The organism is Chiayiivirga flava, from assembly GCF_014202825.1.
Lineage (GTDB): Bacteria > Pseudomonadota > Gammaproteobacteria > Xanthomonadales > Xanthomonadaceae > Chiayiivirga > Chiayiivirga flava.
In genome coordinates this window covers 735138-754211 of the sequence record NZ_JACHHP010000001.1, presented here as the reverse complement: position 1 = coordinate 754211, position 19074 = coordinate 735138, and the positions used below count along the sequence as shown (strand labels likewise).

General features: G+C 69.4%; 13 protein-coding genes and 1 riboswitch. Of the genes, 10 read left to right on the top strand and 3 right to left on the bottom strand.

What is annotated here, in order from left to right; all coding sequences use genetic code 11:
- The first annotated feature begins 103 nt into the window (after positions 1-103).
- A complete protein-coding gene (locus HNQ52_RS03125) occupies positions 104-1123 on the top strand; it encodes a DJ-1/PfpI family protein (protein ID WP_183959619.1) in 1020 nt (339 codons plus the stop codon).
- An 80-nt stretch (positions 1124-1203) separates the two neighbouring features.
- Here the strand turns inward: HNQ52_RS03125 and rnd are convergent, their stop codons facing one another.
- Positions 1204-2289, bottom strand: coding sequence for a ribonuclease D (gene rnd / locus HNQ52_RS03120; protein WP_183959618.1), 1086 nt, complete (start codon positions 2287-2289; stop codon positions 1204-1206).
- Positions 2290-2415: 126 nt separating this feature from the next.
- On the opposite strand from rnd, the gene HNQ52_RS03115 reads away from it, so the two are divergent.
- From HNQ52_RS03115 to HNQ52_RS03075, 9 genes are all read left to right on the top strand, one after another.
- Positions 2416-4365 carry an SUMF1/EgtB/PvdO family nonheme iron enzyme gene (locus tag HNQ52_RS03115; protein ID WP_183959617.1) on the top strand — a complete coding sequence of 650 codons (1950 nt, stop codon included), beginning with the start codon at positions 2416-2418 and terminating at the stop codon, positions 4363-4365.
- 262 nt (positions 4366-4627) lie between these two features.
- Entirely contained in the window at positions 4628-5176 is a 549-nt protein-coding gene (locus HNQ52_RS03110) for an ECF-type sigma factor (RefSeq protein WP_183959616.1), read from the top strand.
- Positions 5177-5315: 139 nt separating this feature from the next.
- On the top strand, positions 5316-6815 hold the full coding sequence (locus tag HNQ52_RS03105; protein ID WP_183959615.1) for a right-handed parallel beta-helix repeat-containing protein: 1500 nt from the start codon (positions 5316-5318) through the stop codon (positions 6813-6815).
- Positions 6816-7155: 340 nt separating this feature from the next.
- Complete coding sequence (hfq, locus tag HNQ52_RS03100; protein WP_183959614.1) at positions 7156-7413, top strand: RNA chaperone Hfq; 258 nt, start codon at positions 7156-7158, stop codon at positions 7411-7413.
- A gap of 25 nt (positions 7414-7438) precedes the next feature.
- Positions 7439-8740, top strand: a complete 1302-nt coding sequence (gene hflX / locus HNQ52_RS03095) for a ribosome rescue GTPase HflX (protein ID WP_183959613.1) — start codon at positions 7439-7441, stop codon at positions 8738-8740.
- A 118-nt stretch (positions 8741-8858) separates the two neighbouring features.
- A complete protein-coding gene (gene hflK, locus HNQ52_RS03090; RefSeq protein WP_183959612.1) occupies positions 8859-10073 on the top strand; it encodes an FtsH protease activity modulator HflK in 1215 nt (404 codons plus the stop codon).
- Complete coding sequence (gene hflC, locus HNQ52_RS03085) at positions 10073-10939, top strand: protease modulator HflC (protein WP_183959611.1); 867 nt, start codon at positions 10073-10075, stop codon at positions 10937-10939. Before hflK ends, hflC begins: the two co-directional genes overlap by 1 nt.
- Positions 10940-10942: 3 nt before the next feature.
- Positions 10943-11128: a DUF2065 family protein gene (locus HNQ52_RS03080; RefSeq protein WP_183959610.1), complete on the top strand. Its 186-nt coding sequence runs from the start codon at positions 10943-10945 to the stop codon at positions 11126-11128.
- A 101-nt stretch (positions 11129-11229) separates the two neighbouring features.
- Positions 11230-12522, top strand: coding sequence for an adenylosuccinate synthase (locus HNQ52_RS03075; RefSeq protein ID WP_183959609.1), 1293 nt, complete (start codon positions 11230-11232; stop codon positions 12520-12522).
- A 604-nt stretch (positions 12523-13126) separates the two neighbouring features.
- Here HNQ52_RS03075 and gcvP read toward each other — a convergent pair.
- Together gcvP and mutS are read right to left on the bottom strand one after the other, a co-directional pair.
- Positions 13127-16063 (bottom strand): aminomethyl-transferring glycine dehydrogenase, encoded by a 2937-nt coding sequence (gene gcvP, locus HNQ52_RS03070; RefSeq protein ID WP_183959608.1) that lies wholly within the window; start codon positions 16061-16063, stop codon positions 13127-13129.
- Positions 16064-16119: 56 nt separating this feature from the next.
- Positions 16120-16221, bottom strand: a riboswitch (glycine riboswitch).
- 149 nt (positions 16222-16370) lie between these two features.
- Complete coding sequence (gene mutS / locus HNQ52_RS03065) at positions 16371-18962, bottom strand: DNA mismatch repair protein MutS (RefSeq protein ID WP_246387481.1); 2592 nt, start codon at positions 18960-18962, stop codon at positions 16371-16373.
- Between the last annotated feature and the right edge of the window lie 112 nt (positions 18963-19074).

Here is a 19074-nt window from a genome sequence, read left to right as displayed (position 1 = left end):
CCGCCCATGTCGGTGCATGTGTCCGTCCATGCGTGTCGAATGTCGCATCGGGCGGATGCACAACAGCGATGCTGGTGCACGTCCCGTGTCCGCGAGGTGTTCCATGTCGCTGCGTCGATCCTTCGGCCGTCTGGCCGCTACGAGCCTGGTGCTGGCGTCTTCGCTCGCGTGCGCCGCGCATCCCGCGCATCGCGATCCGCCGGTGCAGGTGGCCATCGTGCTGTTCGACGGCGTGCAGATCATCGATTTCAGCGCGCCGTACGAAGTCTTCGGCCAGGCCGGGTTCGGCGTCTACACCGTGTCGGCCGACGGCGCGCCGGTCACCACGGCGATGGGATTGCGCGTCACGCCCGACCACGCGTTCGCCGATGCGCCGCCGGCCGACGTGTTGCTCGTCCCGGGCGGCGACGTGCGCGACGCGGCAAAGGACAATGCGTTGCTTGCCTTCGTGCGCGAACGCAGCGCCGTGTCGCGGCACGTGCTGTCGGTCTGCACCGGCGCCACCATTCTTGCCGCCGGCGGTCTGCTCGATGGTGGTCGCGCGACCACATTCCACCAGGCGCTCGCGTCGCTCGCGCGCAATTATCCGGAGGTCGAGGTGGTGCGCGACGTGCGCTGGGTCGACAGCGGCCGCATCGTCACGGCCGCCGGGCTGTCGTCCGGCATCGACGCGGCGCTGCACGTCGTGGCCCTGCTGCGTGGCGAGGACGTGGCCCGTTCCACTGCGCTGCATCTGGAGTACGCATGGGATCCGAAGGGCGGCTTCGTGCGCGGCGTGCTGGCGGACCGCTGGCTGCCGGGTCTGGACGACGCGGCGTGGCCGCCGGAGACGACCTTCGAACGGATGGTGTCGCTGGGCGACGTGGACGCGTGGCGCATCCGCTATCGGGTCACGTCGTCCGGCGGGGCGGACGCGGTGCTCGCGAGCATTTCGGCAGCGATGCGGAACGAGGCTGCCTGGACGCCGGTGGCATCCTCCCCGATGCGGTTCACCGCCGACCTCGGCGGTGCGGTGCGAGAACTCGCGTTCGACGCTACGGCGGCCGAGGGCACCGGGTTCGTGCTCGAGGTGACGCTTTCGACGCGGGACGCGGCGAAGGCAGATGGCGCGCGACGCGGTTGAGTCCGTGCGTCGGCCGGTGGCCGGCACGGGACGCAGCCGCACTGCGCGTGCGTTCGAGGTGGGCGTGCCCGGCCCCGCGCTCAGCGCGCCGGCAGCAGCGGCAACAGCGTCGATTCGAGCAGCGCTCGCCGCCAGCCGGCCAGCGCCGCGGGCCATTCGCGCGTGGACAGCAGGGTCTCCAGATGACGGCGCGATGCGAGCAGGCCTTCGGGCAGGCCCAGCGCCGCGGCGCGTTCGGCCACGGCGGCCTGCATCCGCTTGAGCGGTTCGCGCAGCGAGGGATCGTCCTCGCGCGCGAGCGGGATGTCCCGCTCCTCGGACGTCAGCGGCGAGGCGAGCAGATCCCAGATCTCGCCGCGCTGCTTCTTCGGCGCCTTGGGATGTGCGTCCAGGCGCTGTTCGAAGTCTTCGCGGCGCGCGGGCGGACGTTGCGCGAGCAACACCACCAGTTCGTTGTCGAGGATCCAGCCGCGCGGCCGGTCCGCATGCCGCGCCGCCTGTTCGCGCCACAGCAGCAGGCGGCGGACGCGCGCCTGCGCCTCGGGCGGCAGTCGCTGCGCACTGCGCATGGACAGGTGCGGATGCGGATCGGGGGCGTCGCCACGCGCGGCATCGACCATGCGCGCACACTCCTCGGCCAGCCACGCGCGGCGGCCGAGCGTGTCCAGGCGCGCGTCCAGGTCGGCATGCAGGGCGTGCAGATAGCGCACGTCTTCCGCGGCATAGCGGCACTGCGATTCGCTGAGCGGTCGGCGCAACCAGTCCGAACGCGTTTCGCCTTTCTCCAGCTGCACGCCCAGCACGCTGTTGACCAGCGCCTGGTAACCGAGCCCGGCGCCGAGGCCGCACAGCGCCGCCGCCACCTGGGTGTCGAAGATCGGTTCCACGAGGACGCCCCAGCCGCGTCGGAAGGCCTGCAGATCCTCGCCCGGACTGTGCATGAGCTTGAGCGTCGGGCCCTGCAGGATCGGCCCGAACGCACCGGGATCGGGGATCGCCACCGGATCGATCAGCACCTCGCCGTCGCCCTGGCTCGCCTGCACCAGCGCCAGCTGCGGATAGTAGGTACGCTCGCGGATGAACTCGGTATCGAGCGCGATCGGCGCCGATCCGATATGTGCGGCGAATTCCGAGAGTTGCTGCGACGAAGCGAGCAATGCAGGCATGTGATTTTTCGATGCGGTCGGTTGATTAGCCCGCGACAATAGCCTAACTTCGGGAACGCAGGCCAAGCCAAAGGGGGCGAGGCGCCGTCATCAGCATGTCCCGCGTCATGCGGGCAGGAGAAGAGCGTGCGAATCTTGGGAGTGGAAAGCACGGCGACCTTGCGTCGCCTGACGAAATGCCTGCTCGTGGGTGCGATCGCGAGCGCCGTGCTCGCTGGCTGCGGCGGGGACGAACCCGCGACACCGCCGCCCGCCGCACCGGCCAGCCAGAGTCCGGACACCGCGACCGCACCGGCGACCGACACCGCCGCGCCCGCTGCCGACGGCACCGCAGCCGCAGACGGCAGTGGCGACGAGCCGCGCAGCTACGAAATCCGCAAGCGCCTCATCGACGCGGCCGCATCCGAGGACGAATGGGTGCCAGAGCTGACGCAGACACCGATCGACAGCGTTGCCGAAACGCTGCGCCGCGCCGAGGAGGCCGTCGCCGCGAACCGGCTGGATCAGGGCGACAACAGCGCCGTCTCGCTGTATCTCTCGGTGCTCAAGACCGATCCGGACAACGCCGAAGCCAAGACCGGCATCGATGCGTTGGTGAAGACCATGCTCGAACGCGCCGAACTCGCGTTCACCCAGAACCGCTACAACGAGACCGCGCGCGTGGTGCCGATGCTCGTGGCGTTGCGGCCGGAGGACCCGGGCGTCATCGCGCTGAAGGCGAAGGTCGATTCGGGACGTGAAGTGGCGCTGATGCTGGCCGAGGCCCAGCGCCTCGCGAGCGCCGGCAAGCTGATCGAGCCCGAAGGCGAAAACGCCGCCGCGCTGTACCGCGAAGTGTTGCGCACCGATCCGCAGAATCTCGCCGCCCAGCAAGGACTGGAGAAGATCGAGCGCGATCTCATCACGCGCGCCACCACGGCGGCGGAGTCCGGCGACTACAGCCAGTCCGACCGTCTTCTGGCCGAAGCGAGCAAGGCGCAGCCCGGATCGAGCGATGTGCAGGACGCCGGCACGCGCATCGTCGAACTGCGCCAGGAGCGCGCCGACGAACTGCTGGCGCAGGCCAATGCCGCCATCGCCGGCGGCGACCTCGAAGGCGCCGAGCGCATCCTCGACGAACTGGAAACCGTGTCGGCGCAGGCGCAGGGCATTGATGAAGCCCGTGCGCAGATCGAGCGCGCACGCACCTACGCAACGCTCAAGCCGGGGCAGAGCATCACCGATCCCCTGCCCAGCGGCGGCAACGCGCCCGAACTCGTGGTGATTCCGGTCGGCACCTTCCAGATGGGCACGCCCGAAGGCGAGGACGACCGCAAGAGCAACGAAGGCCCGCGCCACGCGGTGGACCTGCGCCGCGGCTTTGCGCTCGCCCGCGCCGAGGTGACCGTCGCGCAGTTCCGCGCCTTCGTCAATGCCACCGGATATTCGCCCACATCGCGCCAGACCGGCCGTTCGACCATCTACGACGAGAACACCGGCAGCATGGTCGAGCAGTCCGGCGTCAACTGGCAGGACGATCACGCCGGCAAGCGTGCGGACGGCAACCTGCCGGTGGTGCACGTCTCGTGGACCGATGCGCGCGCCTATGCCGACTGGCTCGCGCGCGAGACCGGCAAGGGCTACCGCCTGCCGAGCGAGGCCGAATTCGAATACGTGATCCGCGCCGGCAGCAACACGCGCTATCCGTGGGGCGACGGCAACCCGACGCGGCTGGTCGGCAACCTCACCGGCGAAGACGACCGCTCGGCCTCGCGCCGCAGCTGGTCCAACGCCTTTCCCGAGTACGACGACGGCTACTGGGGCCCGGCGCCGGTGCGCAGCTTCGAGGCCAACCGCTACGGCATCCACGACATCAACGGCAACGTCTCCGAATGGGTGGAGGATTGCTGGCACGACAACTACTCGCGCGCGCCGGCCGACGGCACCGCGTGGGTCAACGACGGCTGCGCGCGGCGCGTGATCCGTGGCGGCTCGTGGGCGAGTTCGCCGGACCAGGCGCGCTCGGGATTCCGCCTCACCGCGGGGCAGACATCGACGAACGCACGCCTCGGCTTCCGCGTGGCGCGCGATCTGTAGCGACCCGTCGGGCGGCGGCTTCCCTCTGCGTTGCAAGCCTCTCCGCGCGGCGGGCAACGCTGCTATGCGGGTGGCGCTGCCACGACGCGTTCGCGTACGGCGGCAGCCTGCCGCCGTGCGAGGTGCGTTTCCCTTCTCCCCCAGAGCGGGGGGAGGTGCCGAAGGCGGACGGGGTGCTCTTGATGGCGCCGCGACTTCGGCGCAGCAACACGCTCGCCGCAGCGCGAGCCCGGGTCCGACACGTCTCGCCTACAATTGCGCCGTGCAACCCTCCGACGACATCACCCACCTGCTCGACGCCGCCGGCCGCGGCGACGATGCCGCGTGGCGTCGCCTCGTCGACCTCGTCTATCCGGACCTGAAGCGCCTCGCACGCTCCTCGCGCCGCAACCGCGACGGCCAGACGCTCGATACCACCGCGCTCGTGCACGAGTGTTATCTCAAGCTCTCGCAGGCCGACGGCGCGCCGCGCGACCGCGGGCATCTGCTGTCGCTCGCGGTGCGCATCATGCGGCAGTTGCTCGTCGACCACGCGCGCGAACGCCTCGCGCTCAAGCGCGGGGGCGACGCGGCACGTGTCCCGCTCGACGACGATGTTCCGAGTGTCGTCGGGCAGTCCGAGCAGATGCTGGAGATCGACGCCGCGCTGCGGCAGCTGGCGCGCGTCGAACCGCGCCAGGCGGCGGTGTTCGAGTGCCGCTTCTTCGGCGGATTCAACGATGCGGAGACCGCCGACGCACTGGGCATTTCGCCGCGCACCGCGCATCGCGACTGGGACGCGGCGCGGGCCTGGCTCGCCGCACGGCTGTAGCGGCCGGTCGCGGCCCGCATCCGGCACGCGTGCGGATGCGCTGGCGACGGTGCGCCGCCGGCGTGGCAAAACCGCGCGCGTTTTCCCGTGACCCCTCCGGGCGCGAGCATCCCGCATCGCGCATCGAAGGAGTCCACCGATGCGAACCCTGCTGTGTTGTGCGGCGCTGATCGCGTCGCTCGCAGCCGCCAGCCCCGCCGCGGCGCTGCTGCTCACCGTCAACTCCGCAGCCGATCCCGGCGACGGCGTCTGCAACCCCGCGCAGTGCACCCTGCGCGAAGCCCTGTCCACGCCGCTGCCGCCGGACGACTTCAGCATCACGATCGTGTTCGCCATTCCCGGCGCCGGTCCGCACGTGATCGCGCTCGGCAGCGTGCTGCCGACCATCGACCGCGACATCCGCATCGACGGGTTCACCCAGCCGGGATCGACGCCGCCCGATCTGAACACCGGCTTCGGCTACGCGCCGCAGATCGAGCTCGACGGCGCCGCGATCCCCGACGGCGGCGAGGTCCACGGCCTCCGGCTTGCGCCGCAGAACTTCGCGAACCCCACCGTGACGGGTCTGGCGTTCGGCAATTTCAGCCGGCCGGCAGGCGACGGCGCGGCGATCCGGATCGACGGCGCGGCAGTCAACATCGGCGGCGCCCGCGTCGAGGCCAACTTCATCGGCATGTCGGCCTCCGGCGCGCAGGCGCGACCGAACGACATCGGCATCCGTGTCACGGCCGCCGAGGACAGCACCATCGTCGGCAACGTCATCGCAGGCAACCGCGTGGGCATCCTCGGCAACGGACGCGGCGACCAGTTCGGCATGCGCATCGCCGGCAACCGCATCGGCACCACGCCGGACGGCAACGGCGCGCTGCCCAACACCGAGGACGGCATCCGCATCGTCTCGGGCTGCGCCGCACCGGCCACGGAGTTCTCCATCAGCGGCAACCTCATCGCCGGCAACACGCGCGACGGCGTGCATCTCGTCGGCGAGAGCGCCGCCTGCAACCTGCTCACCGGCGATTTCCCGCAGATCGTGGCGAACCGCATCGGTCGCGCGGCCAACGGCGCGGCGCTGGGCAATGGCCGGCACGGCCTCCTGGTCGGCCTGCTCGCGACCCGGACGCTCACCGTCGGGTCGCCACTCGATTCCGATTTCCCCGAAGACGAGAACACCATCGCGTCCAGCGGCGGCGCCGGAATCGCCGTGCTCGACGGCGCCGGCGGCGTGCTGATCCGCCAGAACACCTTCGTCGACAACACCGGCCTGCCGATCGACCTCGGCAACGACGGCGCGACGACCAACGACCCCGGCGATGCCGACACCGGCGCCAACCGCAAGCTCAACACCCCCGCGCTTTCCGCCGCCCGGAGCGTCGGCGGCGAGACGACGCTGCGCTACCGCGTCGCTGCCGACGCCGCGCACGCGAGCTATCCGCTGCGGGTGGATTTCTACCGCGTGTCCGACGGCAGCGCCGTCTACGTGGACACCGACTTCTACGATGTGCCCAACGCACAGAAGTCGATTTCGCTGCCGATCCAGCCGCAGTTCGACATCGTCGCGATGGCGAGCGATGCGGACGGCAACAGCTCCGAATTCAGCCGCGCCGCGCGGCGGGTGCTGTTCGCCGACGGCTTCGACTGAGCCGTCCTCGCGGCGCCGCACCTCCTGCTGCCGGCCGCCCCCTGCCACGAACCTACATTCCCCGCATCCGGAGCCGCGCTCCGGGTGCGGCGCGCGCGTCCGGGCAATGTGTCGACGGCGCCGGGCCGGGATGCCGGGCGCGATCGCGGCGCGTCCCGTCGGGTGGTCGCGACGCGGCCGGAGTACTTGGACGCCGCCGCCCGGTGTACCATCGGCTTGACTTGTCAACCGTCCCGCCCCATTTGGCGTCAAGGCGGTTGACGTTCCGGTGCCCGGCTGCGCAACCGAGCGGACACTGCATAACAACACATCAGCAGCACATACCAAGGAGTTGTTTCCCATGTCCAAGGGACAGTCGTTGCAGGATCCGTTCCTCAATGCCCTGCGCCGCGAGCGCGTGCCCGTGTCGATCTACCTCGTGAACGGGATCAAGCTGCAGGGCACGGTCGAATCGTTCGACCAGTTCGTCGTGCTGCTGCGCAATACCGTCAGCCAGATGGTGTACAAGCACGCCATTTCCACCGTGGTGCCGGCGCGCAACGTGCGCGTGGGGCCGCCGCACGGCGACAGCGACGACGCCGCGTCGGACGCCGAATGACGTCCGTGTCCGCCAGGTCGGCCTAGTGTTCGAACGCTCGCGCAAGGGTGAACGCGCCCTCCTGATCCAGCCGCATCCGTCCGGCAAGTTCGACCAGACCGTGCTCGACGAATTCGCCGAGCTCGCGCGCTCGGCTGGCGCCACCGTGGTCGGCACGCTCAACGCACGCGTTGAGCGCGCCAACCCGGCCACGCTCATCGGCAGCGGCAAGGTGCAGGAAGCGCTGGAGCTCGCCGCCACGGTCGATGCGGACCTCGTGCTGGTGAACCATCTGCTGACGCCGGTGCAGGAGCGCAACCTGGAAAAGGCGCTGTCGCGCCGTGTGGTGGACCGCACCGGGCTGATTCTCGACATCTTCGCGCTGCGTGCCCGCTCGCACGAAGGCAAGCTGCAGGTCGAACTGGCCCAGCTCGGCCACATGTCCACGCGCCTGATCCGCGGCTGGACCCATCTCGAACGGCAAGGCGGCGGGGGCATCGGCACGCGTGGCCCGGGCGAGACGCAGCTCGAGACCGACCGCCGCCTGCTCGCCAAACGCGTCGACATGCTCAAGGCGCGGCTGGAGAAGGTCGAGGTGCAACGCGCCCAGCAGCGGCGCGCGCGGCTGCGCAACGAAATTCCGCGCGTGGCGCTGGTGGGCTACACCAACGCCGGCAAGTCGACGCTGTTCAATGCGCTGACCGGCGCCGATGCCTACCAGGCGGACCAGCTGTTCGCCACGCTCGATCCGACCGTGCGCCGCCTCGACGGCCTCGCGGCCGGGCCTGTGGTGTTGTCGGACACCGTCGGCTTCGTGCGCGATCTGCCGCATGATCTTGTCGCCGCGTTCCGCTCCACGCTGTCGGAAGCGCGCGACGCGGACCTGCTGCTGCACGTGGTCGACGCCGCCGATCCGCAGCGCGACGAGCGCATCGGCCAAGTGAACGCCGTGCTCGCGGAGATCGGCGCCGGCGAGATTCCGCAGCTGATCGTCTTCAACAAGCTCGATCGCGTCGACGGTGCCGAGCCGCGTGTCGATACGCTCGACGCCGGCGCGCTGACCCGCGTGTGGGTGTCGGCCCACAGCGGCGCGGGGCTCGACCTGCTGCGGCAGGAAATCAGCACGCGGTTCGAGCGCGAACGCGTGCATGCCACGGTGCGGCTCGCCTCCAGCGCCGGTCGCCTGCGGGCACGCCTGTTCCAGGCCGGGGCCGTGGTGTCGGAGCATGCCGACGACGAAGGCTGGGAACTGCGGCTGGACCTGCCGCTGGCCCTGGCGCAGCAGCTGTGCGCCGGCAACGATGCCGACGCCGTGGCCCTGCGCGGCCAGTTGCTTGCCGCCTCCTGAGCCCCTACCTACAATCCGGCGATTGTCCACAATTCACGTATCTCGGACCGGTCGCGGCGCGGCCGGCCGGCACCGGGCGCCCGCCCGGCGCTCGGCGCGTCCTCTCTCGGAGCACGGCATGGCCTGGAACGAACCCGGCGGCGGCAAGAAGAAAGACCCCTGGAACAGCGGCGGCGGCAACGACGGCGGCGGCAGCGGCCAGGGCCCGGATGTCGACGCCTTCCTCGAACGCCTCAAATCCAGCCTCAACCGCGTCTTCGGCAGCGGCGGATCCGGCGGCGGCGGCCCGAACCGTGCGCGCGGCAGCAGCGGCGGCCCGTCGATCGGGCTGATCGTGCTGGGCCTGGCGCTGGTGTGGCTGGTGTTCGATTCGTGGACGCTGATCGACGAACGCCAGCGCGGCGTGGTGCTGCGCTTCGGCAAGTTCGAACGCATCATGACCCCCGGACCGAACTTCAAGCTGCCGCGTCCGTTCGAGACCGTGCAGAAGGTCGACGCCACGCAGATCCGCAACATCTCCGACCAGGTGCGCATGCTCACCCGCGACGAGAACATCGTGCTGGTGGATTTCAACGTGCAGTACCAGGTCTCGGACCCGCAGCAGTTCCTGTTCGGCACAGCCGATCCGGACGACACGCTCAAGCAGGCCGCCGAAAGCGCCGTGCGCGAGGTGATGGGCAACTCGGTCATGGACACCATCCTGTCCGGCCAGCGTGCCGAACTCGCCGCGCAGGCCGGCGAACGCCTGCAGGCCTCGCTCGACCAGTACGGCACGGGGCTGACCGTCAGCGAATTCAACCTGCAGAACGCGCGCCCGCCGCTCGAAGTGAAGGATGCCTTCGACGACGCCATCACGGCGCGCGAGGACAAGCAGCGCGCCGAGAACATCGCGCTCGGCTACGCCAGCAAGCAGGTGCCCGAGGCGCGTGGTGCCGCGGCCCGCGTCGCCGCGGAGGCGGAGGCCTACAAGGCGCAGGCGATCGCGCGCGCCCAGGGCGACGCCGACCGCTTCACCCTGCTGGCCGACGAGTACCGCAAGGCGCCGGACGTCACGCGCAAGCGCCTGTACCTTGAAACGATGCAGGACGTGCTCGCCAACAACCCGAAAGTGGTGGTGGGCGAAGGCGCCGGCAACAACGTGATGTATCTGCCGCTCGACAAGCTCCAGGGCGTCGGCAATGGTGCTGCGCGGGCGCCGACGACGGCGCCGCCGCCGTCCGGCAGCCAGTCCGCCTTCACCGAGCGTTTGCCTGCGGTCGAAGCCGTCACCACGCCGCGTCCGGCGCGCGATGCGCGCGAAACCGGCCGCAGCTCGCGCGGAGGAAACAACTGATGAAGAACCTCGCTCTCGTGATCGCGCTGGCCGCGGTGCTGCTCGGCGCCAATTCGGTCTTCATCGTGCGCGAAGCCGAAGTCGGCGTGCTGTTTCAGCTCGGTCGCATCGTGCGCACCGACATCGGCCCCGGCCTGCATTTCAAGCTGCCGCTGGTGCAGGACGTGCGCCGCTTCGACCAGCGCATCAAGACGCTCGATTCGCAGCCCGAGCGGTACCTCACCTCGGAAAAGAAGGACGTCAACGTCGACTTCTTCGCCAAGTGGCGCATCAGCGAGGTGGGCCGCTACTACACCACCACCTCCGGCGACGAGCTGCAGGCCATGCAGCGCCTGACCCCGATCCTCAAGGAAGGCCTGCGCAACCAGATCAACCAGCGCACGCTGCAGGAAACGGTGTCCGACGCACGCAGCTCGATGACCGCCACGCTCGTCAAGGCGGCCAACGAAGGTTCGAAGAACCTCGGCATCGAAATCATCGACGTGCGCATCAAGCGCATCGATCTGCCGGACGAGGTGTCCAACTCGGTCTACGAGCGCATGCGCGCCGAACGTTCGCGCGTGGCCAACGAGCTGCGTTCGCAGGGTACCGAAGCGTCCGAAACGATCAGCTCCAACGCCGATCGCGAACGCGCGGTGATCTTGGCCGAAGCCGATCGCGACGCGCAACGCATCCGCGGCGAAGGCGACGCGCAGGCCGCCGAGATCTACGCCACCGCCTACGGCCGCGATCCGGAGTTCTACGCGTTCCACCGGAGCCTGGAGAGCTACCGCACCGCGTTCCGCGATGGCCAGGGCGTGCTGGTGCTCGACCCGGAGTCGGAGTTCTTCGACTACTTCAATGGCTCCGACCGCGCCGGCCAGTAAACGGTGAGCGCCGACCTGTGGGCGGCGCTGTGCCTGGTGCTGGTGCTCGAAGGCCTGCTCCTGTTCGCCGCCCCGGGCGCCTGGCGCCGCATGGCCGAACGCCTGCAGGACCTGCCCGAGCGCAGCCTGCGGCTGTATGGCGGCGGCATGGTGGTGGCCGGACTCATCGCGCTGCAGTTCGTGCGCTGAACGCCGGCGCGGACGATGCGTCACTGCCAGCGGGTTTTGCGCGATAATTCCCCAAAGCCGGCCCGTGGTCGGCTTTTTTCACGTCTGCGAGGAGTGTTTCAGTGAGTCAGTCGGTCGTGGTGATCGGCGCCCAGTGGGGCGACGAGGGCAAGGGCAAGATCGTCGATCTGCTCACCGAACAGGTCGGCGCGGTGGTGCGCTTCCAGGGCGGGCACAACGCCGGCCACACGCTGGTGATCGGCGGCAAGAAGACCGTGCTGCACCTGATTCCGTCCGGCATCCTGCGGCCGAACACGCTGTGCCTGATCGGCAACGGTGTGGTGCTGAGCCCGGCGGCGCTGAAGAAGGAAATCGGCGAACTCGAAGGCGAGGGCCTGGACGTGCGTTCGCGCCTCAAGATCAGCCCGGCGACGCCGCTGATCATGCCGTACCACATCGCGCTGGACCAGGCGCGCGAAAAGGCCGCAGGCGGCAAGGCCATCGGCACCACCGGCCGCGGTATCGGCCCGGCGTACGAGGACAAGGTCGCGCGTCGCGGCATCCGCGTCGCCGATCTGCACTATCCCGACCAGCTCGCGGAAAAGCTGCGCAGCGCGCTCGATTACCACAACTTCGTGCTGACGAAATATCTCGGCGTCGATGCCGTCGACGTGCAGCAGACGATCGACGAGGCGCTCGCATTCGGCGAGTACGTCGAGCCGATGAAATCCGACGTCGCCGGCCTGCTGCATCAGCTGCGCCGCGAAGGCAAGCGCGTGTTGTTCGAGGGTGCGCAGGGCGCGCTGCTCGACATCGACCACGGCACCTATCCGTACGTGACCTCGTCGAACACCACGGTCGGCGGCGCCCTGGCCGGCACCGGCGTCGGCGCGGACGCGATCGACTACGTGCTCGGCATCGCGAAGGCGTACGCGACGCGCGTCGGCGGCGGTCCGTTCCCGACCGAACTCGACGATGCGCTGGGCGAGGACATCCGCCGGCGCGGGCAGGAATTCGGCGCGACCACGGGGCGTCCGCGCCGGTGTGGCTGGATCGACCTCGTCGCGCTCAAGCGCGCGGTGGCGATCAACGGCATCAGCGGCCTGTGCGTGACCAAGCTCGACGTGCTCGACGGCCTGCCGTCGCTGAAGATGTGCATCGCGTACAAATACCGCGGCAAGACCACGGAATACGCGCCGCTCGACGCCGCCGGCTGGGACGAGTGCGAGCCCGAATACCTGGAATTCCCGGGATGGACCGAGTCCACCCACAACGTGACCGAGTGGGACAAGCTGCCGCCCGCGGCGCGTGCGTACCTACGAGCGCTCGAGGAACTCGTGGGATGTCCGCTGGCGATGGTATCGACCGGCCCGGACCGCGACGCGAACATCGTGCTGCGCGATCCGTTCGCGTGAGCGAGGCGCCGGCCATTGCGTGAGCGGAGCCGGCGGATCCCACGGTGCGACTGAGGCGGTTGTCGATCAGCGTGCGGCGAAGGTCTTCAGCTGCCTCGACGCTGGAGAGAGCGTTTCTTCTCCCGCCGGGAGAAGATGCCGGCAGGCAGATGAGGGCGAGTCGCCGCATCGGCCGACGCCCGTCCACCGCAGCGATGCTGCCTTCGCCATTTCGAACGCTTCATCGACCTTGAAGTTGCCTCCCTCATCCGGCCCTGCCGGGCCACCTTCTCCCGATGGGAGAAGGAAGCAGGCGCCTTCGATCATCGTCGGACAGCGAACGTGAAGGTACGAAAATCCTTCTCCCCGCGGGAGAAGGTGCCGGCAGGGCATGAAGGCGAGTCGCCGGTTCGGAGCCCGAACGGACTGAAGGAGCGGGCGTTTTCGCTCGGGCCTTGATCCGATGGAAGTCTTCCTCGACTCCCTGCGTGGATCGTGTTTCGATGCAAGCTTTGCTTCGTTCTCCGCGTGGCGCCCTCATCGGGCCCTGCTTCCTTCTCCCGAGGGGAGAAGGAAGCAGGGCATGCGAAAGGTTGCCGGACCGATCCGTTAGGCAACCCGCCGATCACATCACATTCGGCTCGCTGAACGCCTCGATCTCGCCGGCGAACGCCTCCACCGGCACGCAGCTGCAGAACACGTTCTTGTCGCCGTAGATGTTGTCGATGCGCGCGACCGGCGGCCAGTACTTCTGCTGCCGCAGCGACGCCAGCGGGAACACCGCGAGTTCGCGCGGATAGCCGCGCGTCCACTCGCTGCCCGACGCCATCGCGGCGGTGTGCGGCGCGTGCTTGAGCGGATTGTCCTCGCGGTCGAGGCGGCCGTCCTCGATGGCGCGGATCTCGTCGCGTACCTGGATCATCGCGTCGATGAAGCGGTCGAGCTCGTGCAGCGATTCGGATTCGGTCGGCTCCACCATCAGCGTCCCGGCCACCGGAAAGCTCAGCGTCGGTGCGTGGAAGCCGAAATCGATCAGGCGCTTGGCCACGTCCTCGGCGCTGATGCCGGTGCGGTCCTTGAGCGGCCGCAGGTCGAGGATGCATTCGTGCGCGACGAGGCCGTTGCGGCCGGTGTAGAGCGTCTCGTAGTGCGGCGCGAGGCGCCTGGCGATGTAGTTGGCGTTGAGCAGCGCCACCTGGGTTGCACGGCGCAGGCCGGCCGCGCCCATCAGCGTGATGTACATCCACGAGATCGGCAGGATGGACGCCGATCCGTAGCTGGCTGCCGACACCAGCGCGCCATCGCCGACGCCGGCGGTGCGGAAGCCGGTGTCGCCCACCGGCTTTGGCAGGAACGGGGCAAGATGCGACTTCACCGCGCACGGGCCCACGCCCGGGCCGCCGCCGCCGTGCGGGATGCAGAAGGTCTTGTGCAGGTTGAGGTGCGACACGTCCGAACCCCACTTGCCCGGCTTCGCCACGCCGACCAGCGCGTTCATGTTGGCGCCGTCGGTGTAGACCTGGCCGCCGTGCCTGTGCACCGCGTCGCAGATCGCGACCACGTCTTCCTCGAACACGCCGTGGGTCGACGGGTAGGTGATCATCAGCGCCGCGAGGCGGTCGGAATATTTTTCGGCCTTGGCGCGGATGTCGTCGACGTCGACGTTGCCGTTGGCGTCGCAGCGCGTCACCACCACCTGCATGCCGCACATCTGCGCCGACGCCGGATTGGTGCCGTGCGCGGATTCGGGGATGAGACAGATGTCGCGGTGGCCTTCGTTGCGCGCGCGGTGATAGGCGCGGATCGCGAGCAGGCCGGCGTATTCGCCCTGGGCGCCGGAATTGGGCTGCAGGCTCACCGCGTCGTAGCCGGTGCATTCGACCAGCATCGCTTCGAGGCTTTCGATGAGTTCGGCGTAGCCGCGCGTCTGCTCGGCCGGCGCGAGCGGATGGATGTTGGCGAATTCGGGCCACGTGACCGGGATCATTTCGGCGGTGGCGTTGAGCTTCATCGTGCACGAGCCGAGCGGGATCATGGTGCGATCCATCGCCAGATCCTTGTCGGCCAGCTGGCGCATGTAGCGCAGCATTTCGTGCTCGCTGTGGTGGGTGTTGAACACCGGGTGGGTGAGGAAGGCGCTGGTGCGGCGCAGGTTGTCCGGAATCAGCGACGGTGCGTCGGCGTCGAGCGCATCGATCGACGGCAACGCAGCGCCGTCCTCGGCGAACACGCCCCACAGCAGTTCGATGTCGGCGCGCGTCGTGGTTTCGTCCAGCGAGATGCAGATGTATTCGTCCCACGCCAGGCGCAGGTTCGCGCCCATGCCGCGCGCGCGTTCGATCAGCGCCCGGGCCCGGTCGCCGACCTTCAGGCTGATGGTGTCGAACGCGGTGCCGTGGTGATCGTGGGTGTAGCCGAGTTCGCGCAGGCCGGCGCGCAGGATCGAGGTCAGCCGGTGCACGCGGTTCGCGATGCGGGTGAGGCCCTCCGGGCCGTGGTAGACCGCGTACATGCTCGCCATCACCGCCAGCAGCACCTGCGCGGTGCAGATGTTGGAGGTGGCCTTCTCGCGCCGGATGTGCTGCTCGCGCGTCTGCAACGTGAGGCGATAGGCCTTCTTGCCCTCGGCATCGATGGAGACGCCGATCAGGCGGCCCGGCATCGAGCGCTTGAACGCATCGCGGCAGGCCATGAATGCCGCGTGCGGCCCGCCGAAGCCGAACGGCACGCCGAAGCGCTGGCTGTTGCCGACCACGATGTCCGCACCCATTTCGCCCGGCGGCCTGAGCAGGGTCAGCGCCAGCAGGTCGGTCGCGAACACGAACAGCGCGCCGTGCGCGTGGATGGTGTCCGCGTCCAGGCCCCAGTCGTACAGCCAGCCGCTGGAGGCCGGGTACTGGACGAGCACGCCGAAATAGTCGCCTGCAGCGATCGCGGCGGCGTATTCCTCGCCGGAATTCGCCACGGCGATGCGCAGGCCGAGCGGCTCGGCGCGCGTGCGCAGCACGTCCAGCGTCTGCGGGTGGGTATCGCCGGCCACGAGGAAGGTGCTGGATTTCGATTTGGCCGAGCGTTTGGCGAGCGTCATCGCCTCGGCCGCGGCCGTGGCCTCGTCGAGCAGCGAGGCGTTCGCGATCTCCATGCCGGTGAGCTCGGCGCACATCGTCTGGAAGTTGATCAGCGCTTCCATGCGGCCCTGCGAGATCTCGGCCTGGTACGGCGTGTAGGCCGTGTACCACGCGGGATTCTCCAGGATGTTGCGCAGGATCACCTTCGGCGTGTGGGTGCCGTAGTAGCCCTGGCCGATGAAACTGCGCAGCACCTGGTTCTTCTTCGCGATGCCGGCGATCTTCGCGAGCGCGGCCTCCTCCGTCATCGCCTCCGGCAGTGCCAGCGGCGCGGTCGACTTGATCTTGCCGGGCACGATGGCATCGGTCATCGCGTCGAGCGAGTCGTGACCGATGGTGCGCAGCATGTGCGCGATTTCCGCGTCGTTCGGACCGATGTGACGGTCGACGAAGGCGGTGCTGTACTCGAGGTCGCGCAGCGAGGGCGTGGTCATGCAGGCTCCGGCAGGAAAAGGGGTGGTCCGGCCCGGCACGGTGCATCGCGCCGGGCGTTCGCCCCTCTGTCCTTTTGCCTGAGAGTTTGGACGCGCGTGGCGCTGCGCGTGTTGCCCCTTCGGCGCCGGCCGACGCCGGTCTCTCCAGAGTGTGTGCACGCGGCGGTATCAGGCCTGAGCGATTGCGGGCGTTTGCGCCTTCGGCAGCGGTGATCGCCGTGCAGGGCGAGCCGCTTCTCCCACCGCGTGTAACGATGTCCATGATACCCGGTCCGGCGCGCAACGGCAGCGGCGGGTGCGGCGTCGCCTACAGCAGCGAGCGGAGCCGGTACAGCGCCTCCAGTGCCTGTTTCGGGGTGAGCTCGTCCGGGTCGATCGCCGCCAGCGCGTCGCAGGCGGCCGACGGGGCCGCGAACAGGCCGAATTGCTGCGGTTGCTCCAGTGCCGCGGGCGTGGTGCGCGGCACGTGGTCGCGGCTGCGCTGCTCGAGTTCGGCGAGCGTCCGGCGCGCCTGCGCCACGACAGATTTCGGCAGCCCCGCCAGTGCGGCGACCTGCAGGCCAAAGCTGCGGTTGGCCGGACCCTCCTTCACCGCGTGCATGAAGACGAGCTTCTCGCTGCCGCCCTGGTCGCGGTGCTCGACTGCGTCCAGGTGCACGTTGGCGATGCCGCTGCCCGGCTCGGCGAGCGCGGTCAGCTCGAAATAATGCGTCGCGAACAGTGTGTAGGCACGGTTGTTCAAGGCCAGGTGGCGGGCGCAGGCGTCGGCGAGCGAGAGCCCGTCGTAGGTGGACGTGCCGCGTCCGATCTCGTCCATCAGCACCAGCGAGTTTGCCGTGGCGTGGTGCAGGATGTAGCTGGTCTCGGCCATTTCCACCATGAAGGTCGACTGCCCGCGGGCGAGATCGTCGCCGGCGCCGATGCGGGTGAGGATGCGGTCGATCGGTCCGATCTGCGCGCGCGCTGCCGGCACGAAACTGCCAATGTGCGCCAGCAGCACGATCAGCGCGTTCTGCCGCATGTAGGTGCTTTTGCCGCCCATGTTCGGGCCGGTGATGATCAGCATGCGGCGGTCGGCGTCGAGCAGCAGGTCGTTCGGTTCGAACGGCTCCGCGCGCACGGCTTCCACCACCGGGTGCCGGCCGCGCTCGATGTGCAGGCACGGCACGTCGTGGAGCTCCGGGCGCGCCCAGTCCAGCGCCAGCGCGCGTTCGGCGAACGCGCACAGCACATCGAGTTCGGCCAGTGCGGCGGCGCTGCGCTTGAGCGGTTCCAGCGCGGCGTTCAGCGCATCGAGCAAGTGGTCGTAGAGCAGCTTTTCGCGCGCCAGCGCGCGTTCGCGTGCCGACAGCACTTTGTCCTCGAAGGTCTTCAGCTCTTCGGTGATGTAGCGTTCGGCGCCGGTCAGCGTCTGGCGGCGCGTGTAGTGTGCGGGGGCCTTCTGCGACTGGCCCTTGCTGATCTCGATGAAGTAGCCGTGCACGCGGTTGTAGCCGACCTTCAGCGTGGCGATGCCGGTGGCGTCGCGCTCGCGCGCTTCGAGGTCGAGCAGGAACTGGTCCGCGTGCGTGGACAGGCGGCGCAGTTCGTCGAGTTCGGCGTCGAAACCGTCGGCGATCACGCCGCCATCGCGCAGCAGCGCAGGCGGCTGTGCCATCACCGCGCTCGCCAGCAGGTGCGCGCTGGCGTCGTGCGGGCCCAGGTCGGCGGCCAGCGTGGCCAGGCGCGGCGAGTCCAGCGACGCGAGCAGGTCGCGGATCGCGGGCAGGGCGGCGAGGCCGTCGCGCAGCGTGGACAGGTCGCGCGGACGCGCGGAGCGCAGCGCCACGCGCGTGAGAATGCGTTCGAGGTCGCCGAGGGTGCGGAAGCGTCCGCGCAGCGCGGCGAACGCGTCGCCGTCGAGCAGCGTCTGCACCGCATGCAGGCGCTCGCGCAGCACCGTGCGGTCGCGCAGCGGACGATGCAGCCAGCGTCGCAGCAGGCGGCCGCCCATCGGCGCGACGGTGCTGTCGAGCACACCGAGCAGGGTGTGCTGGATGTTGCCGTCGACGCGCGAATCCAGCTCCAGATGGCGGCGGGTCGCGGCGTTCATCGCGATGCCGTCGTCGGAGGATTCGAACGCGATCGCGGTCAGGTGTGGCAGGCGCTGCTTCTGCGTTTCCTCGACGTAGGCCAGCAGCGCGCCGGCCGCGGACGTGGGCAGCGGGCGCTGTTCGAGGCCGAAGCCGGTGAGGTCGTGCAGGGCGAAGAAGCGCAGCAGTTGGCGACGGCAGGCGTCGGCGTCGAACTGCCACGGCGCGCGGCGGCGCAAGCCGGTGCGCGCGACGAGCCACGCCGGCCAGCCGTCCTCGTCCGGCAGCAGCAGTTCGGCCGGCTCCAGCCGCGCCAGTTCCGCGGCGAGTGCGTCTTCGCTGGCCACCTCGTTGACGAGAAAGCGGCCGCCGGCGAGGTCTGCCCACGCGATGCCGAAGCCGCGCGCGCCGCGCGAGAGCGCCATCAGCAGCGTGTCGCGGCGTTCGTGCAGCAGCGCCTCGTCGGTGACCGTGCCCGGCGTGACGATGCGCACCACCTTGCGTTCGACCAGGCCCTTGGCCTGCGCCGGGTCGCCGATCTGTTCGCAGATCGCCACCGATTCTCCCAGCGCGACCAGCCGTGCGAGATAACTCTCGCACGCGTGCACCGGCACGCCGGCCATCGGAATCGGCGCGCCGCCGGAGCTGCCGCGCTGGGTCAGCGTGATGTCGAGCAGCTTCGCGGCGCGGCGCGCGTCGTCGTAGAACAGCTCGTAGAAATCGCCCATGCGGAAAAACAGCAGGATGTCCGGATGATCGGATTTCGCGGCGAAGAACTGCCGCATCAGCGGGGTGTGCTCGGGCGTGGGTGCGGCGGATGCGGACATGCGGACGGTGCAGGAGAGTTCGCTCGCCAGTGTACGGCCGGCGGCGCGGGCAGGGCAGGGTTGACAGTCCCGGCGGCGTCGGGAGCGGCGCAGCGGTACAATCGCCGGCTGT